At 64.3% G+C, this 21,037-nt stretch carries 14 protein-coding genes; 13 read left to right on the forward strand and 1 reads right to left on the reverse strand.

Annotation, left to right across the window (positions count from 1 at the left end; all coding sequences use genetic code 11):
- From EN993_RS14075 to EN993_RS14090, 4 genes are all read left to right on the forward strand, one after another.
- Positions 1-951, forward strand: a 951-nt coding sequence (locus EN993_RS14075) for an extracellular solute-binding protein (protein ID WP_127263716.1), incomplete at its 5' end; no start/stop codon positions are given.
- Positions 952-1,015: 64 nt separating this feature from the next.
- Positions 1,016-2,212 (forward strand): serine hydrolase, encoded by a 1,197-nt coding sequence (locus EN993_RS14080; RefSeq protein ID WP_127263718.1) that lies wholly within the window; start codon positions 1,016-1,018, stop codon positions 2,210-2,212.
- A gap of 32 nt (positions 2,213-2,244) precedes the next feature.
- Entirely contained in the window at positions 2,245-3,426 is a 1,182-nt protein-coding gene (locus EN993_RS14085) for a serine hydrolase (RefSeq protein ID WP_127263720.1), read from the forward strand.
- Between the two features lie 127 nt (positions 3,427-3,553).
- Positions 3,554-5,881, forward strand: a complete 2,328-nt coding sequence (locus EN993_RS14090) for a Tex family protein (protein ID WP_127263722.1) — start codon at positions 3,554-3,556, stop codon at positions 5,879-5,881.
- Here the strand turns inward: EN993_RS14090 and EN993_RS14095 are convergent, their stop codons facing one another.
- Positions 5,882-6,793, reverse strand: coding sequence for a LysR family transcriptional regulator (locus EN993_RS14095; RefSeq protein ID WP_127263724.1), 912 nt, complete (start codon positions 6,791-6,793; stop codon positions 5,882-5,884).
- Positions 6,794-6,943: 150 nt separating this feature from the next.
- Here EN993_RS14095 and EN993_RS14100 point away from each other — a divergent pair, with 150 nt between their 5' ends.
- From EN993_RS14100 to EN993_RS14140, 9 genes are all read left to right on the forward strand, one after another.
- Positions 6,944-8,140: an acyl-CoA dehydrogenase gene (locus tag EN993_RS14100; RefSeq protein ID WP_109659451.1), complete on the forward strand. Its 1,197-nt coding sequence runs from the start codon at positions 6,944-6,946 to the stop codon at positions 8,138-8,140.
- A 250-nt stretch (positions 8,141-8,390) separates the two neighbouring features.
- The gene (locus tag EN993_RS14105; RefSeq protein WP_127263726.1) at positions 8,391-11,750 is read left to right on the forward strand and encodes a transglutaminase family protein; all 3,360 of its coding nucleotides are present in this window, start codon (positions 8,391-8,393) and stop codon (positions 11,748-11,750) included.
- A gap of 6 nt (positions 11,751-11,756) precedes the next feature.
- Positions 11,757-14,168: a circularly permuted type 2 ATP-grasp protein gene (locus EN993_RS14110; RefSeq protein WP_126070293.1), complete on the forward strand. Its 2,412-nt coding sequence runs from the start codon at positions 11,757-11,759 to the stop codon at positions 14,166-14,168.
- Between the two features lie 3 nt (positions 14,169-14,171).
- Positions 14,172-15,056, forward strand: coding sequence for a transglutaminase family protein (locus tag EN993_RS14115; protein WP_127263728.1), 885 nt, complete (start codon positions 14,172-14,174; stop codon positions 15,054-15,056).
- A 145-nt stretch (positions 15,057-15,201) separates the two neighbouring features.
- Positions 15,202-16,140 carry a glycosyltransferase family A protein gene (locus tag EN993_RS14120; RefSeq protein ID WP_109659459.1) on the forward strand — a complete coding sequence of 313 codons (939 nt, stop codon included), beginning with the start codon at positions 15,202-15,204 and terminating at the stop codon, positions 16,138-16,140.
- Positions 16,141-16,251: 111 nt separating this feature from the next.
- Positions 16,252-17,358, forward strand: coding sequence for a DNA topoisomerase IB (locus EN993_RS14125; protein ID WP_127263730.1), 1,107 nt, complete (start codon positions 16,252-16,254; stop codon positions 17,356-17,358).
- Positions 17,359-17,466: 108 nt separating this feature from the next.
- Positions 17,467-17,841 carry a YciI family protein gene (locus EN993_RS14130; RefSeq protein WP_109659463.1) on the forward strand — a complete coding sequence of 125 codons (375 nt, stop codon included), beginning with the start codon at positions 17,467-17,469 and terminating at the stop codon, positions 17,839-17,841.
- Positions 17,838-19,112 (forward strand): RNA polymerase sigma factor, encoded by a 1,275-nt coding sequence (locus EN993_RS14135; RefSeq protein ID WP_109659465.1) that lies wholly within the window; start codon positions 17,838-17,840, stop codon positions 19,110-19,112. Before EN993_RS14130 ends, EN993_RS14135 begins: the two co-directional genes overlap by 4 nt.
- A 185-nt stretch (positions 19,113-19,297) precedes the next feature.
- Positions 19,298-20,812, forward strand: a complete 1,515-nt coding sequence (locus EN993_RS14140; protein ID WP_109659467.1) for an aldehyde dehydrogenase family protein — start codon at positions 19,298-19,300, stop codon at positions 20,810-20,812.
- Positions 20,813-21,037: the final 225 nt, after the last annotated feature.

Below are 21,037 nucleotides of genomic sequence, written 5' to 3' on the forward strand. Positions count from 1 at the left end.
ATCTACAATTGGGGCAACTACACCAGCCCCGACGTGATCAAGAAGTTCGAGGCCAAATACAACGTCAAGGTGACCATCACCGACTATGATTCCAACGATACCGCGCTCGCCAAGGTTCGCCAGGGCGGCACCGGCTTCGACATCGCCGTGCCGTCGCAGACCTACGTGCCGATCTGGATCAAGGAAGGCCTCGTTCTGGAGACCGATCCGGGCAAGATGGAGAACTTCAAGAATGTGGCGCCGGAATGGGCCAATCCCGATTTCGACCCGGGCCGCAAATATTCGGTGCCGTGGGCTCTGGGCACGGTCGGCGTGGTCGTCAACACCGACGTCTACAAGGGACCGGCTGACAGCTGGGGCATCATCTTCAACACGCCCGATGAGCTGAAGGGCAAGGTCAATGTCGTTCCCGAGATGAATGACGTCATCTTCGCCGCGATCAAATATGTCGGCGGTCAGCAGTGCACCGACGACAAGGCGGTGCTGAAGAAGGTGCGTGACACGCTCGTCGCGGCCAAACCGAACTGGATCGCCATGGAATACAACACCATCGAGAAGATGGGCGCCGGCGACTTCAAGGCAACCAGCGACTGGAATGGTTCGGCGCTGCGCCAGCGGCTGGCCAACCCGGCCATCCACTACAACTATCCGAAGGAAGGATACGGCCTGTGGAGCGACAATGTCGTCGTTCTGAAGGAAGCCAAGAACGTCGAGAACGCCAAGCTGTTCCAGAACTTCATCATGGATCCGGAAAACGCGGCCGGCCTTTCGGCTTTCCATCGCTATGCCAACGCCATCACCGGATCGGACAAGTACATGCCGGCCGACATGAAGGATGCGCCGGAGGTCGTCATTCCGGCCGCCGCGAAGCCACAGGGCGAGTTTCAGAAGATGTGCGCGCCTGAAATCCAGGACATCTACACCAAGATCTGGACCGAACTGCAGAAGTAGTCGCTGCATGACGGACCCGGCGGCATATGCTGCCGGGTCTTTTCTTATCCGGGAATGGCCTTTCATGGACTCCTACCGCAACTCTGATCCGCGGCCGTCGATCATGCAGGGCTCGCCGCCGGCCATGGTGCCGCCGAAGCTCGACTGGGATCGGCCGCCGTGGAACCGCTGGGCGTTCCAGCATATCCGCGAAATTCTGCCGACCGCCGAAGTCTGGCGCGGCAATGGCCATCGCCACCGGTTCGAACGCGCCGAGGTCGATCTCGACGGGCTGTCGGTCGAGGACAGCGAGGGCCAGCCGACAACGCTCGCCGGGCTGCTCGACGAAACCTATACGGACGGCTTCCTGGTGCTGAAGGACGGCAAGATTGCCTATGAGCGCTATTTCAACGGCATGAATGACCGCACGCTGCACCTGTCGCAGTCAATGGCGAAGTCCGTCACCGGTTCGGTGTTCGGCATACTGGTCGGGCGCGGCCTGATCGATCCAGCCAAGCCGGTGACTGACTATCTGCCGGAGCTCGGCGCGACGGGCTGGGCCGGCGCCAGTGTGCAGCATGTGCTGGACATGACCAGCGGCGTACGCTTCTCGGAGGAATATACCGACCGCTATTCGGACATTGGCCAGGTCGATGTCGCCACCGGCTGGAAGCCGGTGCCGCCGGACAGCGATCCGGCCTTTCGCTGGCCCTCGAACATGTTCGAGCTGATCCTGGGCTTGAAGGAAACGATCCGCCCGCATGGTGCTGCCTTCGAATACCGCTCGATCGAGACCGACGTGCTTGCCTTCATCATGGAACGGGTGACCGGCAAACGGCTGCCGCAACTGGTTTCGGAAGAACTCTGGCAAAAGCTTGGCACTGATGAAAGCGCCTGCTTCACCGTCGACAGCGCCGGCTATGCGGTGGCCGATGGCGGCTTCAACGCGACTCTTCGCGACTACGGCCGTTTTGGCCAGCTGATCCTCGACAATGGTGGCGGTGTCGTGCCGGCCGACTGGATCGAGGCCACGCGCAACGGCAGGCACGGGCCGGACTTCAGCCCCAGCCTGCCGGAGGGCAGTTATCGCAACCAGTTCTGGATCGAGGACCCGCGCTCACGCGCGCTGATGTGCCGGGGCGTGTTCGGGCAGATGATCCATATCGACTGGAACACAGGAATGGTCATGGTGAAGCTTTCGACCTATCCGGATTTCAGCAATCTCGCCTATTCCACAGCGACGCTGAAGGCCGTGCATGCCATAGCCGCCGCGCTGAGCTGAACCCCACAAGAAACGACCCGGAAGGAAACGCCATGACCGGCAAGACCGCGTTCGAGACCCGGTACGGCTTCCGCCGCAACGAGGTGCTGCTCGCCAACTGGCGCGAGAACCCGTTCAACCGGTGGTCGTTCCAGAATCTCGGCGAACTGGTGCCGACCGCCCGCGTGGCGGCAGCGTCGGGCGTTGTCGAAGTCCCCGTGCGGGACATGGGCGGGCTGCTAGGCGAAAAGGTTTCGGTCGGCGGTGCGCCGGAGACGGTGGCTGAATTTCTCGTACGTTCGAGCACCGACGCGCTGACGGTGATGAAAGGCGGCAAATTCATCGGCGACTGGTTCGCGCCGCACATGGATTTCGGCGCCCGCCACATCATCTTTTCGATCAGCAAGTCGCTGACCGCCATTGTCGCCGGCATCTTGGAAGGCGAGGGGGTGTTCGACCCGGAAGCGCCGGTGACGGCCTACATCCCTGAAGCCGCCGGCTCGGCCTATGGCGACGCGAGCGTGCGGCATGTGCTCGACATGAGCGTCAGCCTCGATTTCGAGGAGGCCTATCTCGATCCAGAGAGCGCCTTCGCCCGCTATCGCCGCGCCACGCTGTGGAATCCAGGCGGCGGCACGGAGAGCCTGCGCGAATTCATCCTGACCTTGCAGCGCCTTGCCGAGCCGCACGGCCAGACCTTCCGCTACCGCTCGCCCAATTCCGACCTGCTCGGCCTGTTGCTCGAACGCGCTTCCGGCCAGCGCTTCGCCGACCTGATGCGCGAGAAACTGTGGCTGCCGCTCGGCGCGCTCAGCGAGGCCTCGATCGGCGTCGACATGGAAGGCACGGCCCGCACCGCCGGCGGCATCTCGGTGACGCCGCGCGATCTGGCGCGTGTCGGCGAGATGATGCGGCAAGGCGGTACGGCCAATGGCCGCCGCATCGTGCCCGAGGCTTGGGTGCGCGACACGACCAGCACCGGCGGCAGTGCGGACGCCTGGCAGCGCGGCGCGATGCTGCCGCTGTTTCCCAAGGGCCGTTACCGCAACAAATGGTACCAGACCGGTTTGCCGAGCGGCGCCTATTGCGGCATCGGTATCCATGGCCAATGGCTGTATGTCGATCCCAAGACCGAAGTTGTGATCGCCAAGATGTCGTCGCAGCCGGAGCCGGTGGACGATCCGCTCGATGTCGAGATCGTCGCTTTCTTCGAGGCGCTGAGCCGGATGGTCTGATCCTAGCCAGGCCACCACATTAGCGTACGCTTTCCTGTGGACCCGCCGGGCTGATCAAAGCGCGGCGGTTGGCGGACCGGACGTCTGCGCTTATGGTCGCCGCTCTTTGGAAAAGAGCAGGAACGACATGGCATCCGATATCAAGCGCATCGCAGCCATCATCGCGGCCGAGATCAGCGCGCGGCCCGAACAGGCGGCGGCGGCGATCGAATTGCTGGATGAAGGCGCGACGGTGCCGTTCGTGGCGCGTTATCGCAAGGAGGTGACCGGCGGGCTGGACGACACGCAATTGCGCGACCTTGCCGAACGGCTTTCCTATCTGCGCGAACTCGATGCGCGCCGCGACACTATCCTTGGCTCCATCCGCGAGCAGGGCAAGCTGACTGCGGAACTCGAGGGCAAGATCGTCGCCGCCACCACCAAGGCGGAACTGGAAGACATCTATCTGCCCTACAAGCCCAAGCGCCGCACCAAGGCCGAAATCGCCAGGGAGCGCGGGCTGGGGCCGCTGGCCGAAGCCATCTTGGCGAACCGCTCATTGGTGCCTGCTGAACTGGCGCTGGCCTATCTGACCGAAGAGGTGGTCGATGCCAAGGCAGCACTTGAGGGCGCGCGCGATATCCTGTCGGAACAATTCGCCGAGAATGCCGATCTGGTCGGCAAATTGCGGACCTACATGAAGGAACGCGCCTTCATGCGGGCCAGGGTGGTCGACGGCAAGCAGGAGGCCGGCGCGAAATTCTCCGATTATTTCGACCATGTCGAGCGCTGGGCGAATGTGCCGAGCCATCGCGCGCTGGCGATGCTGCGCGGCCGCAACGAGGAAGTGCTGTCGCTCGACATCGAGGTCGATGCCGACGACACCTCGCCGGTGAAGCCGGTCGAGCGGATGATCGCCAATGCCTATGCCATCGGCGGCAGCCTACCGGGCGACCGCTGGCTGATGGAGGTCGCCGGCTGGACCTGGCGCATAAAACTGTCGCTGCACCTGACGCTCGATTTGATGCGCGACCTGCGCGAGCGGGCCGAGGAAGAGGCGATCCATGTCTTTGCCCGCAATTTGAAGGATTTGCTGCTGGCAGCCCCCGCCGGGTCGCGTGCCACGATGGGACTCGATCCCGGCATCCGCACCGGCGTCAAGGTGGCGGTGGTCGACGGTACCGGCAAGGTGCTGACAACGACGACGGTCTATCCGTTTCCGCCCAGGAACGATGTGCGCGGCACGCAGGCGGAACTCGCCAAGCTCATCCGCCTGCACAAGGTCGAGTTGATTTCGATCGGCAACGGCACCGGCAGCCGCGAGACGGAAAAGCTGGTGGCGGACATGCTGTCCGACATGCCGGCGGACGGTGGCCCGAAGCCGCTCAAGGTGATCGTCAGCGAGGCGGGCGCCTCGGTCTATTCGGCATCGGCGACGGCGGCGGCGGAATTCCCGGGTCTCGACGTGTCGCTGCGCGGCGCCGTGTCGATCGCCCGGCGCCTGCAGGATCCGCTGGCCGAACTGGTCAAGATCGAACCCAAATCGATCGGCGTCGGCCAGTATCAGCATGATGTCGACCAGTACCGGCTCGGCCGCTCGCTGGAAGCGGTGGTCGAGGATGCGGTCAACGCCGTCGGCGTCGACCTCAACACCGCCTCGGCGCCACTGCTGGCGCGCGTCTCCGGCCTTGGCGCATCGCTCGCCGACGCCATCGTTGCGCGTCGTGATGCGACCGGTCCCTTCGCCAGCCGGAAGGATTTGCTCAAGGTGCCGCGGCTCGGGCCGCGCGCGTTCGAGCAAAGTGCCGGCTTCCTGCGCATTGCCAATGGCAGCGAGCCGCTCGATGCCTCGTCGGTGCATCCGGAAGCCTATGGCGTGGCGAAGAAGATCGTCGCCGCCTGCGGGCGCGATGTGCGCTCGTTGATGGGCGACAGTGCCGCGCTCAAGGCGCTCGATCCGCGCGTCTTCGTCGATGAGCGTTTCGGCCTGCCGACGGTGCGCGACATCCTGGCGGAGCTGGAAAAGCCTGGCCGCGACCCGCGTCCCGGCTTCAAAACGGCGACCTTCGCCGACGGCATCGACGACATCAAGGATCTGAAGCCCGGCATGCTGCTGGAAGGCACCGTCACCAATGTCGCTGCCTTCGGCGCCTTCGTCGATATCGGCGTCCATCAGGACGGGCTGGTGCATGTCTCGCAACTGGCCGATCGCTTCATCAAGGATGCGCATGAGGTGGTCAAGGCCGGCGACGTGGTCAAGGTGCGCGTCGTCGACGTCGACATCAAGCGCAAGCGCATAGCGCTTTCCATGCGCAAGGATGGCGGCGAAGGCGGCGCATCGAAGGGCGGCGGGCCGCGCGACAATGGTGGCGACAGGCCAGTGCCACGCTCGTCGGCGCCACAGCGCCAGCCGGAACGGCCGGCGCAGCAAGGCGCGTTCGGTGCGGCGCTGGCAGATGCGCTGAAGCGGAAGTAGCTACCACGCCAGAACAGCCGGCTCCTTCTCAACCTGGCCCAGCAGCCAATCGCGAAAGCTGGCGACCGGCGGATGGCCGCGCTTGTCGTGCGGGACGACGAGATAATAGGCGCTGCGGCTCTGCATGGGCTGGCCGGGCGCGGGCACCAACTGGCCGCGCTGCAATTCTCCCGCGATGAGAATCAACGGCAGCAGCGCGACGCCGAGCCCGGCCATGCAAGCCTGGGCGGCGGTGCCGAACTGCTCGAACTGCATGCCCGGCCCAGTCGGCGCGCTGAGGCCCTGATGCTCGAACCATTCAGTCCAGGCGCCAGGGCGCGTCGCCATGTGCAGCAGCGGCAGGCGGCCGATATCGGCCGGTGTGGCGATGGCGCGGCCGGCGAGGAATTCGGGCGACACCACCGGCGCCACCGTTTCGCGCACCAGCAGTGTCGAGTCGGCCTCCGGCCAGTCCGGCAGGCCATAGTGGATGGCGGCGTCCAGCCGCTCCCTGGTGAAGTCGAAGCGGCCGACACGGGTGACGAAGTTGATGGTGATGTCAGGATTGTTTTCGACGAAATCGGGGATCATCGGCATCAGCCAGCGCGTGCCGAAGGTCGGCAATATGGCAAGGTTCAGGATGCCGCTATGCCGATTGCTCATCAATCCAAGGGCTGCGTCACGCAGTTGGCCAAGCGCTGACCGCACCGCTTCGGCATAGATTTCGCCTGGTGTCGACAGCCTGACATTGCGGCTGTCGCGTTCGAACAGTCGGCGGCCGAACTGATCTTCCAGCAATCTGATCTGCCGGCTAACGGCGCCCTGGGTCAGATCCAGCTCTTGGGCGGCGGCGGTGAAACTGCCCAGGCGGGCCACCGCCTCGAAGGCGGCAAGGGCGCTGATGTTGGGCAAAAGGCGGCGCTGGACACTCATGATCCATTCCTAACGCTCATTGATCGGTGAAGCAATTTCGTTTGATTTTTTCAGGGCGCAGGCCGATAAGCCGGGCCAAGATTTTGCTTCATGCATGTCATCCCAAACCGCTTACACTTTTGGGCGACATACACTGGTTGGGAGAACGCCATGGCCGCCGACAAGAATGCATTCGTCTGGGAAGACCCGTTCCTGATCGAGGACCAGCTTTCGGAAGACGAGCGCATGGTTCGCGACGGCGCGGCGGCCTTTGCCGCCGACAAGCTGGCGCCGCGGATCGAGGACGCCTATCTCAACGAGACCTTCGACACCGCGATCTTCCGCGAAATGGGCGAGGCCGGTCTGCTCGGCATCAACATCCCCGAGGAATTCGGCGGGCTCGGCGCCAATTATGTGACCTATGGGCTGGTCGCGCGGGAAGTCGAACGTGTCGACTCGGGCTATCGCTCGATGATGTCAGTGCAGTCGTCGCTGGTGATGTATCCGATCTACGCCTACGGCTCGGACGAGCAGCGTAAGAAGTACCTGCCCAAGCTCGCCAGTGGCGAGTGGATTGGCTGTTTCGGCCTGACCGAGCCGGATGCCGGCTCCGACCCGGGTGGTATGAAGACGCGCGCCGAGAAGACCGCCAACGGCTACAGGCTCTCCGGCTCGAAGATGTGGATTTCCAACGCGCCGGTCGCCGATGTGTTCGTCGTCTGGGCGAAGTTGAAGGGCGAAAACGGCAAGGACGAGATCCGTGGCTTCGTGCTGGAAAAGGGCATGAAAGGGCTTTCGGCGCCGAAGATCGGTGGCAAGCTGTCGCTGCGGGCTTCCATCACCGGCGAAGTGGTGATGGAAGGCGTCGAGGTCGGCGAGGATGCGCTGCTGCCCAACGCCAAGGGCCTCGGCGGACCGTTCGGCTGCCTCAACCGGGCCCGCTACGGCATTTCCTGGGGCTCGATGGGTGCGGCGGAAGATTGCTGGCATCGTGCCCGCCAGTATGGCCTCGACCGCAAACAGTTCGGCAAGCCGCTGGCCGGCACGCAGCTTTACCAGAAGAAGCTCGCCGACATGCAGACCGAGATTGCGCTCGCGCTGCAGGCATCCTTGCGCGTCGGGCGGTTGCTGGATGAAGGCAAGATGGCGCCGGAAATGATCTCGATCGTCAAGCGCAACAATTGCGGCAAGGCGCTCGACATCGCCCGCCAGGCCCGCGACATGCATGGCGGCAACGGCATCCAGATCGGCTACCACGTGATGCGCCATGCGCAGAACCTGGAGACGGTCAACACCTATGAGGGCACGCATGACGTGCACGCGCTGATCCTGGGACGGGCGCAGACTGGCATCCAGGCGTTCTTCTAAGCTGTGTCGATATTCAGGTGAGGCCGGCCTGCAAACGGTGGCTTCCTGCGCTTCCGGTGCTCACGTACGAAAAGTACGCTCCGCTCCGGTTCTCGGAAGCCACCATTTTCGACTCGGCCTGAGCTGAATCTCAACACACCTTAAGCCGGCAACCGTTGCTTAATTAGGTGCACCGCAACATCTCTGCTTGGAGAATGGCCGCCAGATGTGTCAGGGTTCGGCGGATTGAAACGCCGACTTCCGGGGCACCATGGCAATTCTGGCAGCCGTCTATCACCTGACCCACTACAAATACGATCGGCCGGTGGTTCTCGGCCCCCAGATCATCAGGCTGCAGCCGGCGCCGCATTCCCGCACCAAGGTGCTGAGCCATTCGCTCAAGGTCGAGCCGGCGAACCATTTCGTCAATCTGCAGCAGGACCCCTACGGCAACTTCCTTGCCCGTTTTGTCTTTCCGGAGCCGGTGACCGAGCTGAAGATCGAGGTCGACCTCGTTGCCGACATGACGGTCTACAATCCGTTCGATTTCTTCGTCGAGCCGTCGGCCGAGGCGTTTCCGTTCGAGTATCCGGAAGAAATACGCGACGATCTCGCCATCTATCGCACCCCGGAACCGGCCGGACCGCTGCTGTCGACCCTGCTGAAGACCATTGACCGCAGCGCTGCCAATACCGTCAATTTCCTGGTCGACCTCAATGCCCGGCTGCAGCGCGAGATCGCCTATATCGTGCGCATGGAAACCGGTGTGTTCTCGCCGGAGGAAACACTGGCTGCCGCCAAGGGATCGTGCCGGGATTCGAGCTGGCTGCTGGTGCAGATCCTGCGCAATCTCGGTATCGCCGCGCGCTTCGTCTCCGGCTACCTGATCCAGCTCAAGCCCGACCTCGCCGCGCTCGACGGCCCGCCGGGAACCGCGGTGGATTTCACCTACCTGCACGCCTGGTGCGAGGTCTATCTTCCCGGAGCCGGCTGGATCGGCTTCGATCCGACATCGGGTCTGCTCACCGGCGAAAGCCATGTGCCGCTGGCAGCGACGCCGCATTTTCGCAATGCTGCTCCGATTTCCGGCATGGCGAGCTTCGCCAATGTCGAATTCGGCTTCGAGATGCGAGTCGATCGCATCGCTGAACATCCGCGCATCACCAAGCCATTCTCGGATGAAAGTTGGCAGGCGCTCGACGCGCTCGGCAACAAGGTGGATGCCGCGCTTGCGGCCGGCGATGTGCGGCTGACCATGGGCGGCGAGCCGACCTTCGTGTCGATCGACGATTTCGAGTCGGCCGAATGGAACACCGCCGCCGTCGGCCCGACCAAGCGCGAAAAGGCTGATGAACTGATCCGAAAACTGCGTGAGCGCTTTGCGCCGGGAGGCTTTCTCCACTACGGCCAGGGCAAATGGTATCCGGGCGAAAGCCTGCCGCGCTGGACCTTCTCGCTCTACTGGCGCGCCGATGGCCAGCCGGTGTGGAGCGACCCGTCGCTGATCGCCCGCGAAAAGAGCGAGGCTGATATCGGCCCGAAACAGGCCGAAAGCCTGCTGACCGCGATTGCCGGTGAACTCGGCATCGACAAGACCATGGTCAGCGAAGCCTATGAGGATCCGGCCGAGTGGCTGCTCAAGGAAGGCAAGCTGCCGGACAATGTTGATCCCTCTAACTCCAAGCTGGAGGACCCCGAAGAACGCAGCCGCATGGCAAAAGTCTTCGAACGCGGGCTGACCAAACCGTCCGGCTATGTGCTTCCCGTCCAGCGCTGGAACAGCCAGGCGTCGGGGCCGCGCTGGCGCTCGGAAAAATGGAAGACGCGGCGCGGCCGGCTGTTCCTGGTGCCCGGGGATTCACCGGTCGGCTACCGCTTGCCACTCGGCACGTTGCCCTATGTACCGCCGGAGCAGTTTCCTTACATCGTGCCGGTCGATCCGTCGCTGCCACGCGGCCCGCTGCCCGCGCGCGAAGCCATACTGCCCTCCGCTGCTCCGGCCGAACTGGAAGGCGCCGATGAGATGGCGCGCCGCCAGCAGGCGGTGTCCTTCACGGCGGCGACCGGCCAACAGGACCGGGTCGAGCAGGAGATCACCGAGATCGGCGGCGCGGTGCGCACCGCACTTTCGGTCGAGCCGCGTGATGGGCGGCTGTGCGTGTTCATGCCGCCGGTCGAGGCGCTGGAAGACTATTTGGAATTGGTTGCGGCGGCCGAGAACGCGGCAAAGGCGATCGGTCTTCCCGTGCATATCGAGGGCTATGGCCCGCCGCACGATCCACGTCTCAACGTCATCCGCGTGGCGCCCGACCCCGGCGTCATCGAGGTCAACATCCATCCGGCGTCCAACTGGCAGGATTGCGTTGCGACGACGACGGCGATCTACGAGGAGGCGCGGCAGACGCGGCTTGGCGCCGACAAGTTCATGATCGATGGCCGTCACACCGGCACCGGCGGCGGCAACCATGTCGTGGTCGGCGGCGCGACGCCCAATGACAGTCCGTTCCTGCGCCGGCCGGACCTGTTGAAGAGCCTGGTGCTGCAATGGCAGCGGCGTCCCTCGCTGTCCTACCTGTTCTCGGGCCTGTTCATCGGCCCAACCAGCCAGGCGCCGCGCTTCGACGAGGCGCGTCACGATTCGCTCTACGAACTCGAGATCGCGATGGCGCAGGTGCCGCATCCGGACCAGGGCGCGGCACCCTTGCCCTGGTTGGTCGACCGGCTGTTCCGCAATTTGTTGACCGACGTCACCGGGAATACGCACCGTTCGGAAATCTGCATCGACAAGCTGTTCTCGCCGGACGGACTGACCGGCCGGCTGGGGTTGGTCGAGTTCCGCGGCTTCGAGATGCCGCCCAACGCGCGCATGAGCCTCGCGCAGCAACTGCTTGTTAGGGCGATCATTGCCCGCGCGTGGAAGAGCCCGCTCGACGGCCGCTTCGTGCGCTGGGGCACGTCGCTGCACGACCGCTTCATGCTGCCGCATTACGTATGGGCCGATTTCCTCGACGTGCTCGACGACCTCAAGCTCAACGGCTTCGAATTCAGGCCCGAATGGTTCGATGCCCAGCTCGAATTCCGCTTCCCGTTCTGCGGCGAGGTTCAACACGCTGGCATCAAGCTGGAACTGCGGCAGGCGCTCGAACCCTGGCATGTCATGGGCGAGCAAGGCGCGATCGGCGGCACCGTGCGCTTCGTCGATTCCTCGGTCGAACGGCTGCAGGTCAAGACTGAAGGGCTGAACCCGGAGCGCCATGCGGTCGTCTGCAACGGCCGTGTCGTGCCGATGAAGGCGACGGACAACCGCGAAGTGGCGGTGGCGGGCGTCCGCTTCAAGGCCTGGCAACCGGCATCGGGCCTGCATCCGGCGCTGCCGGTCAACACGCCGCTGGTGTTCGATATCTATGACCGCTGGTCGGGCCGTGCGGTCGGCGGCTGCGTCTACCATGTCGCTCATCCCGGCGGGCGCAATTACGATACCTTTCCGGTCAATGGCAACGAGGCGGAAGCTCGGCGGCTCGCCCGCTTCGAACCGCGCGGCCATACGCCATCCGCCTATGTGATCCATGAGGAACAACCGGCGGAAGATTTCCCGATGACCCTTGACCTTCGGCGGCCGGCAAGACTCTGATCAGCGATGGCAAAGGGGAATCACAAGAGGGTACGCGGCAAGCCGCAGATCCACAGCCTGCTGGAGCACTACCAGCCGATCGACGGCGTCGTCGACGAGATGGTCGATGCGTCAGGCAATCCCCGCCCGGTCTGGAAGCACTTCATCGAAGCGCTCGACGAGCTGGGGCCTGAGAAACTCGGCCAGCGTTTCGCCCGCGCCGACCAGTATCTGCGCGACGCCGGCGTCTACTACCGCGTCTACGACAAGGCCGGCGCCAATGAGCGCGAATGGCCGCTGGCGCATGTCCCGGTTCTCATCGAGGAGAGCGAGTGGGCTGCGATCAGCGCCGGCCTCGTGCAGCGCGCCGAGTTGTTCGAGGAAACCATCGCCGATATCTACGGACCCAACCGGCTGGTCGAAAAAGGTATCCTGCCGGCGGGGTTGATCGCGGCCAGTCCGGAATATTTGCGGCCCGTCGTTGGCACCAGGCCGGCCGGCGGCCATTTCCTGCATTTCTGCGCCTTCGAGCTCGGCCGCGGGCCTGATGGCCAGTGGTGGGTGCTGGGCGATCGCACCCAGGCGCCGTCCGGCGCCGGTTTCGCGCTGGAGAACCGCGTCGCCACCACACGTGCGCTGTCCGATATCTATGGCGAGATGCATGTGCATCGCCTTGCCGGCTTTTTCCGCCGTTTTCGCGATGCGCTGATCGGCATGGCCAAGGAAACCGATGGCCGCGTCGCCATCCTGACGCCGGGGCCGCTCAACGAGACCTACTACGAACATGCCTACATCGCCCGTTATCTCGGCATCATGCTGCTCGAAGGCGAGGATTTGACCGTTTCCGGCGGCCGGCTGATGGTGCGCACGGTTTCCGGCCTGATGCCGATCAGCGTGTTGTGGCGGCGGCTCGATGCCGCCTTCGCCGATCCGCTCGAACTGCGCCCGGATTCGCAGATCGGCACGCCGGGCCTGGTCGAGGCGATCCGCCAGGGTGCGGTTGCGACCGTCAATGCGCTGGGCTCCGGTCTGATGGAGACGCGCGCGCTGCTCGCCTTCCTGCCCAAGATTTCACGTGCTTTGCGGGGCGAGGAATTGCTGCTGCCAAGCGTCGCGACATGGTGGTGCGGGCAAGCAACCGAACGCGCGCATGTGCTGGCCAATATCGATCGCATGGTTATCGGGCCGGCGCTGTCGACGAGACTTGCCTTCGAGGATGACGAACAGACGAAGCTCGGCTCGGCGCTGTCCGCCGGCGAGCGGGCGGAGCTGGTGGCGCGCATCGAACGCTATGGCGGCGACTTCGTCGGCCAGGAAGCGGTGACGCTTTCGACGACGCCCGTCTATGTCGGCGGCTGGCTAGAGCCGCGGCCGGCGAGCCTGCGCGTCTATCTGGCGCGCACGCCGGACGGCTGGACGGTGATGCCGGGCGGTTTTGCCCGCGTCGGCCTGTCGCTCGACCCGACGGCGATCGCCATGCAGCGTGGCGGCCAGGCAGCGGATGTCTGGGTTGTCAGCGACAAACCGGTAGAGCGCGAGACGCTGTTACCGCAAGAAGGCGACAGCTTTACCCGCACTAGGCCCGGCAGCCTGCCCAGCCGTGCGGCGGAAAACCTGACCTGGCTCGGCCGTTACATCGAGCGCTCCGAAGACACGGTGCGCATCCTGCGCGCCTACCATGTGCGGCTGGCCGAGACCTCCGACCCGGACATGCCGCTGCTCGCCGACATCAGGGATTATCTCGAACCTTTCGGCATCGACGTCGAGACGGCGATCCCGTCAGGATTGATCGGTACGCTGGATAGTGCGGTCTACAGCGCCGGGCAGATCCGCGACCGCTTCTCGCCCGATGGCTGGCTGGCGCTGAAGGACCTGTCGAAGACCATCCATCAGTTCGCAACGACGGTGGCGCCTGGCGACGACGCGACCCGGGCGATGACGGTCATTCTGCGCAAGCTTGCCGGCTTTTCCGGCCTGCTGCACGAGAACATGTACCGCTTCGCCGGCTGGCGCTTCCTCGAGATCGGCCGCCGGCTGGAGCGCGGCATCCAGATCGCCCGCACACTGTCGCGGCTGACCAGCGCCAAGGCGCCGGACGGGGCGCTCGACATGATGCTGGAGATCGGCGACAGCGTGATGACCCACCGCCGGCAGTATCCGGTGCAGGCCGGCCGGCGCACGGTGATCGATCTCCTGGCGCTCGACCCGCTCAATCCGCGCTCCATCCTGTTCCAGCTCGAAAGGCTGAAGGCCGAGATCGGCCTGTTGCCGCCGCTCGGCGGGGAGGGGCACATGTCGCCGGCGGCGAAAGAGATCCTGCAGCTCAACACCCAGATCGCCATCAAGGAGCCTTCGGATATGACGGCAAAGGCGCTGGACGAGCTCGCCTACGAAATCGGCGGCCTCTACAACAGCCTTGCCAAAGCCTATTTCGGATAACGCATGCTCTACGATATCAGGCTTCATCTCCACTACGACTACGCTGCTGCTGCTGGCGGCGGTCGTCATCAAGTGCGGGTACTGCCGTCGACGATATCGGGCGTGCAGCGTGTCATCGCCGCATCCTTGTCCTTTGCGCCGGCGCCCAGCGAGCGTTCCGACTTTTCCGATTTCTTCGGCAACAACGTCACCTCGATCGCCTTTCGCGACGCGCATGACGCGCTCGACATAAGGATGAGCGCACGCGTCTCGGTGTCGCGGCCCGAGCCCGGGCTCGACGTGTCGCCCGATATTGGCCGGCTCAGGCAGGAGCTCGCCGCGGTGCGGTCGCTGGCGCCTGATACACCGCACCATTTCCTGACGGCCAGCACCCATGCCGGTATCGATGGTGCGATCACCACCTACGCGCGGGACAGCATAGCCGGCTCTGCCGCCGGCACGGCCATGAACCTGTGCAATCGGATCCATCGCGATTTTACCTATGACGGCGAGGCAACCACGGTGCGGACCCGGGCCAGCGATGCCTTCAAGCTGAAGCGCGGCGTCTGCCAGGACTTTTCGCACATCATGATCGCCGGTCTGCGCGGGCTCGGCATTCCGGCTGGTTATGTCAGCGGATTCCTGCGCACCATCCCGCCGAAAGGCAAACCCCGGCTGGAAGGCGCCGATGCCATGCATGCCTGGGTCAAGGTCTGGTGCGGACGCGATGCCGGCTGGCAGGAATTCGATCCGACCAACGGCATGCGGGCCAGCAATGACCACATCACGGTCGGTTACGGCCGCGACTATTCGGACGTGGCGCCGATCGTTGGCGTGCTCAAGACCACTGGGGGACAGGTCGGCGAGCAAGCTGTCGATGTCATTCCGGTCGTGCTCGAAAAGGCCTGAAAGCAGGCCGCACCCGTAGCGGTTTCTTCGCAGCAACTCCGGATGGACAAGACTGCTTCTCAAACACCGATGTGGCCGCTAATCTGCATTCGTTTCGAAGTGGACGATAATTGTATTCTTAAGCGCGTGGCGCGGGGTTTCTGTATTGAGAGCGATCAGCGTCGTCATTCCTGCCTGCAACGCGGCGGCGACCATCGCGGCGACGCTGGCGTCGCTTCGCAGCGAGGCCGAGATCATCGGCGAGATCCTGCTGGTTGACGATGCATCGACCGACGGCACGGCAACTGTCGCGCAGGAGGCCGCGGCGGGACTGTCGTTGCCGTTGCGTGTGCTGCCGGCCAGTTGCCGCGATGCCGGCGATGCCCGCAATGCGGCGCTGGTGGAGGCGGCCCATCCCTGGGTATACCTGATCGATGCCGACGACCTGCATCTGCAAGGCGGATTGCGCTCGCTGCTCCGGAAGGCGGAGGAGCAGCCGAAAGCCGATATGATCGTGGGCGCCTACCGGCGACGGGTGAACGGCCAGGATCGACAGATCAAGGTGCCAAACGGCTATCGGGCTGCGTGCCTGGCAAACGCTTCGGCCTATGTGAAAGGCGACATACGGTCGGTCGCCGTGGGCAGCGTCCTGGCATCCCGATCGCTGATCGGCGAGACGAGATTCCCGGTCGGATTGGCTTATGACGAGGATACGCTGTTCTGGGCGCGGCTGATGAGCAAGGCATCGCTGGCCATGGTTTCGCAACCCGTCATGGTCTATGAGGTTTCGCCGGTGCGTTCCGACGATCGCTTTGCGATCAACCCGGTACGGCGCTTCCTGGATTGGCGCCGACAATTGCGCACGCTTACCGACTGCAACATCCCGATGTCGGCGCTCAAGACCAGGGAAGGGCTTGTCGCCCTCAAGATCGCCCGGGTCCACTATGCGCGCGGCGATCTGGACACCGCGGCACGCTTCCTGGCGGTGGCAGCGGCCGCGCCGAAGCGGCGCTCGGAAGCCTGGCGCTGCCTGCGCTACAGGTTCAAGCTTGCGGCGCGGCGGCGTTTGTCCGCGCAGTCGATCCAGCTGCAAGGCGCTCTGTAGGCGCCAGCCCCCCCGGGACCAACACTACTTCGCCGCCACAGGCTTTTCGGACGGCGTGTGGAACCAGCAATCTACCAACAGCTTATCTACGGATATTTGTGTGGAGCTGACATGCTGCAAAAATCCGGATTGTCGCCCGGCCGGCCGGCTGACGAAGACGCTGGGCCGAAAAATGGCGCGCCGAAGAACGAGGCGCAAAGCTCGGCCGATCATGCGTCGCTCACCTATGTCAGCGATGCCGAGCCCGGTATCCGGCGGCTAAAGACGGGCAAGGGTTTTTTCTACAAGGGTCCGGACGGGCGGGCGGTTCCAGGCGCCACCAGGGCGCGCATCGAGGCGATCGTCATTCCGCCGGCCTGGACGGATGTGTGGATTTCGCCCGACGCCGACGGCCATATCCAGGCAACCGGGAGGGACCAGCGCGGACGCAAGCAATACCGCTACCATCCCCAATGGGCCGAAGAACGCGACGGCGCCAAATATTCGAGCCTTGTCACCTTTGCCGAAAGCCTGCCGGACCTGCGGCGCAGGATCGACAGCGATCTGCGCCGTCGCGGCCTGCCGCTCGAGCGTGTCGTCGCCGCGGTCGTCTGGCTGCTTGACAACACGATGATCCGGGTCGGCAATTCCGCCTACGCTCGCGACAACAAGAGTTTCGGGCTGACCACATTGCGCGACCGCCACGTCGATATCGTCGGCTCAAGCCTTCGGTTTGCCTTCAAGGGAAAGTCCGGCAAGGAGTGGAAGCTGAAGCTGATCGACCGCCGCATCGCTGGAATCGTGCGTGGCGCGCAGGACCTGCCTGGCCAGAAGCTGTTCCAGTATCTCGATGAGGACGGCGCCAGGCGGCCGGTCCGCTCCGAGGACGTCAACCGCTATATCCGCGATGCTACCGGCGATGCGTTCAGTTCGAAGCATTTCCGCACTTGGGGCGGCACCATCCATGCAGCCTCGCTATTTGCACAGACGGAATTGCCGCAAAGCCAGGCGCAGCGAAAGCGGCTGATGAACAGCGTCATAGACAAGGTTGCCGAGCGGCTGGGCAACACGCGTGCCGTCTGCCGCAAATGCTACATCCATCCGCAGGTCTTCGACGCCTGGTCAGAGGGGCGATTGCTGGACGAAATGGCGCAGGCCAACAAGCGCAAGCGCTCCATCGATGGTCTCGATGACGAGGAAGCTCTCGTGCTGCGATGGCTGAAGATGCGCGGAAGCTGACTGGTGGCGACCGGCGGTCGCCAAATCCGCCGCATCGGGATTTTTTTATCGACGTCGTGTCGGGATCGGTCTTACTGTTTCGTCCTTTGACAGAGAAAAGGACCAGCCATGCTCTACGCAATCCTCTGCTATGCTTCCGAAGATGTCGTCTGCTCCTGGAGCAAGGCACAGGACGACGAGGTCATGGCCAATCTCCTCGACGTTCAGGACAAATATGCCAAGGCCGGCCGGCTTGGCCCGGTGGCGCGGCTTTTGCCGACGACCGCCGCGACGACCCTGAGGAAGGTCAAGGGCGAAGCGGTCGTCATCGACGGACCGTTTGCCGAGACAAAAGAACAATTCCTCGGCTTCTACACGCTCGAATGCGCCGATCTCGATGAGGCTGTCGAGTTCGCTCGCGAGCTTTCCGAGGTCAATCCGAGCGGCGGCTCCTACGAGATCCGGCCGGTCTCGATCTTCAATCCCGCCAAGGTTTCCGCATGACCGAACTCGCCTGGATCAGCTCGGCGATCAGCGCCGCCCGCCCGCAGGCGATGGGCGCGCTGCTGCGTTATTTCCGCGATCTCGATACGGCGGAGGAAGCTTTCCAGGATGCGTGCCTCAGGGCCATCAAGAACTGGCCGCAGAACGGGCCGCCGCGTGATCCCGCGGCCTGGCTGATCTTTGTCGGCCGCAACAGCGGCATCGATGCCGTGCGCAAGCGCGCCAAGCAGGCGCCGATGCCGGAGGAAGACCAGATTTCCGACCTGGAAGACGCTGAGAGCGATATCGCCGAGCGGCTGGACGGGGCGCATTACCGTGATGACATTCTGCGGCTGCTGTTCATCTGCTGCCATCCCGATCTGCCGGCAACGCAGCAGATCGCGGTGGCGCTGCGGATTGTCTCGGGCCTCACCGTCAAGCAGATCGCACGCGCCTTCCTGGTCGGCGAAAGCGCCATGGAGCAGCGCATCACCCGCGCCAAGGCGCGCATTGCGGACGCCGGCGTGCCGTTCGAGACTCCGGGTGCCGTCGAGCGCTCCGAGCGGCTCGCCGCTGTCGCAGCCATGGTCTACCTGATCTTCAACGAGGGCTATTCGACCAACAGCGGCGAGGCGCCGGCTCGCGCGCCGCTGTGCGAAGAGGCGATCCGGCTGGCACGGCTGTTGTTGCGGCTGTTCCAGACCGAGCCGGAGATCATGGGGCTGACGGCACTGCTGCTTCTGCAGCATGCGCGCGCACCGGCTCGATTTGACCAGAGCGGCGAGATCGTACTGCTCGAAGATCAGGATCGCAGCCTGTGGAGCCGCAAGATGATCGATGAGGGGCTGGCGCTGGTCGACAAAGCGCTACGGCATCGCAAGCCCGGCCCCTATCAGGTGCAGGCGGCTATTGCCGCGCTGCATGCGCGGGCCGAAAGGGCCGAGGACACCGACTGGAACGAGATCGACCTGCTCTACCGCTTGCTCGAGCAGATGCAGCCATCACCGGTGGTCACGCTCAACCGGGCCGTCGCGGTCTCCAAGGTGCGTGGACCGGCAGAGGCGCTCGCCATGATCGAGCCGCTGGAAGACCGGCTTTCCGGCTATTTCCATTTCTTCGGCCTCAAGGGTGGCCTTTTGATGCAGCTTGACCGGGGCGAGGAGGCGCGCGTCGCCTTCGACCGCGCCATTGCGCTTGCCAACACGGCGGCGGAAGCGGCCCATATCCGCATGCATATCGACCGGCTGATGAAGGACGGTGCCGTGCACGCGCCGGCGAAAAAGGCGAACTGAGCGTCATCTGCCCATCTGGCTCAATCGTGTAGCTTGGGCTTGGACCATGCCGGGGTGGCGATTTTCCCCTGAAACGAGTAATGCCACGCCATGACTGTGCCTGAAGTGCCTTTCGGTACGCGGGCGACACGGCGAAGGCTTAACCCAGCGCCATATAATGGCGACGGGATCTGAAAGGGACAAAAATGACGATAGCGAAGGAAACGGCCGAGCTTCTGGCTAATCTGGGTGTGGCCAAGGAGGCGCTTGTCAGCGGCGACCTGATCGTGCGGAGCCCTGTGACGGGCGAGCAGATCGCGGCGCTGAAGACGATCTCGCCGGCTGACGCGGCCAAGGTGATCGATGCCGCGCACAAGGCCTTCCAGGCGTGGCGGATGGTGCCGGGACCGAGACGTGGCGAGCTGGTGCGGCTGCTCGGCGAGGAGCTGCGTGCGCACAAGGCCGAGCTTGGCCGGCTGGTCTCGATCGAGGTCGGCAAGATCCCGTCCGAGGGGCTCGGCGAAGTGCAGGAGATGATCGACATCTGCGATTTCGCCGTCGGCCTCTCCCGGCAATTGTACGGTCTGACCATTGCCACCGAGCGCCCCGGCCATCGGATGATGGAAACCTGGCATCCGCTCGGCGTCGTCGGCGTCATTTCCGCCTTCAACTTCCCGGTCGCGGTGTGGTCGTGGAACGCAGCGCTGGCGCTGGTCTGCGGCGACGCGGTGGTGTGGAAGCCTTCGGAGAAGACGCCGCTGACGGCACTTGCCTGCGAGGCGATCTTCAAGCGTGCGGTCACGCGCTTCGGCGCGGACGCACCGCAAGGCCTGGCGCCGGTGCTGATCGGCGACCGCGCCGTCGGCGAGATCCTGGTCGATCACCCCAAGGTGCCGCTGGTTTCGGCCACCGGCTCGACACGCATGGGCCGCGACGTCGGCCCGCGCCTGGCCAAGCGCTTTGCGCGCGCCGTGCTGGAGCTTGGCGGCAACAATGCCGGCATCGTCTGCCCGACAGCCGATCTCGACATGGCGCTGCGCGCCATCGCCTTCGGCGCCATGGGCACGGCGGGACAGCGCTGCACGACGCTGCGTCGCCTGTTCGTGCATGACAGCGTCTATGACGCCCTGGTTCCACGCCTCAAGAAGGCTTACGAAAGCGTGTCGGTCGGCAATCCGCTGGAGACCTCCTCGCTGGTCGGGCCGCTGATCGACAAGGCGGCCTTCGACGCCATGCAGAAGGCACTAAAAGAAGCTGCCACCCATGGCGGCAAGGTGACCGGCGGCACACGGGTCGAGAACGGTCACCCGGATGCCTATTACGTGCATCCAGCGTTGGTCGAAATGCCCAAGCAGGTGGCCCCTGTCACGGAAGAGACCTTCGCGCCGATCCTCTATGTGATGAAATATTCGGATTTCGACGCCGTGCTCGACGAGCACAATGCGGTGGGAGCCGGCCTGTCGTCATCGATATTCACCCGTGACCTGCAGGAATCCGAGCGCTTCCTCGGTGTCGACGGGTCGGACTGCGGCATTGCCAATGTCAACATCGGCACTTCGGGCGCCGAGATCGGCGGTGCCTTTGGCGGCGAAAAAGAAACCGGCGGCGGCCGCGAGAGCGGCTCCGATGCGTGGAAGGCCTATATGCGGCGCGCCACCAACACGGTGAACTATTCCAAGGCGCTGCCGCTCGCCCAGGGCGTCTCGTTCGATATCGACTGAGAACGCCGGAGGTCTGATCGCCCGGCGATCAGGTCGCGCAAGTCGACGGCGCGCAAACCGCCGTGACGCTGGACAGTCTTTCGCGCTTGTCCAGCGTCGGCTTCTCATAGACTTTCTTCATGCAGGTTCCTCTCCGAACAGGTGCCGCGCAAGCAGCGGCAAACCTGTGGGAAACCATATCACGTTTTCGTATCGCCCGCGCGGGGGTGCGAACAGACCCGGCGG

Origin of the sequence: Mesorhizobium sp. M7D.F.Ca.US.004.01.2.1 (assembly GCF_003997785.1) — a bacterium.
Classification (GTDB): domain Bacteria; phylum Pseudomonadota; class Alphaproteobacteria; order Rhizobiales; family Rhizobiaceae; genus Mesorhizobium; species Mesorhizobium loti.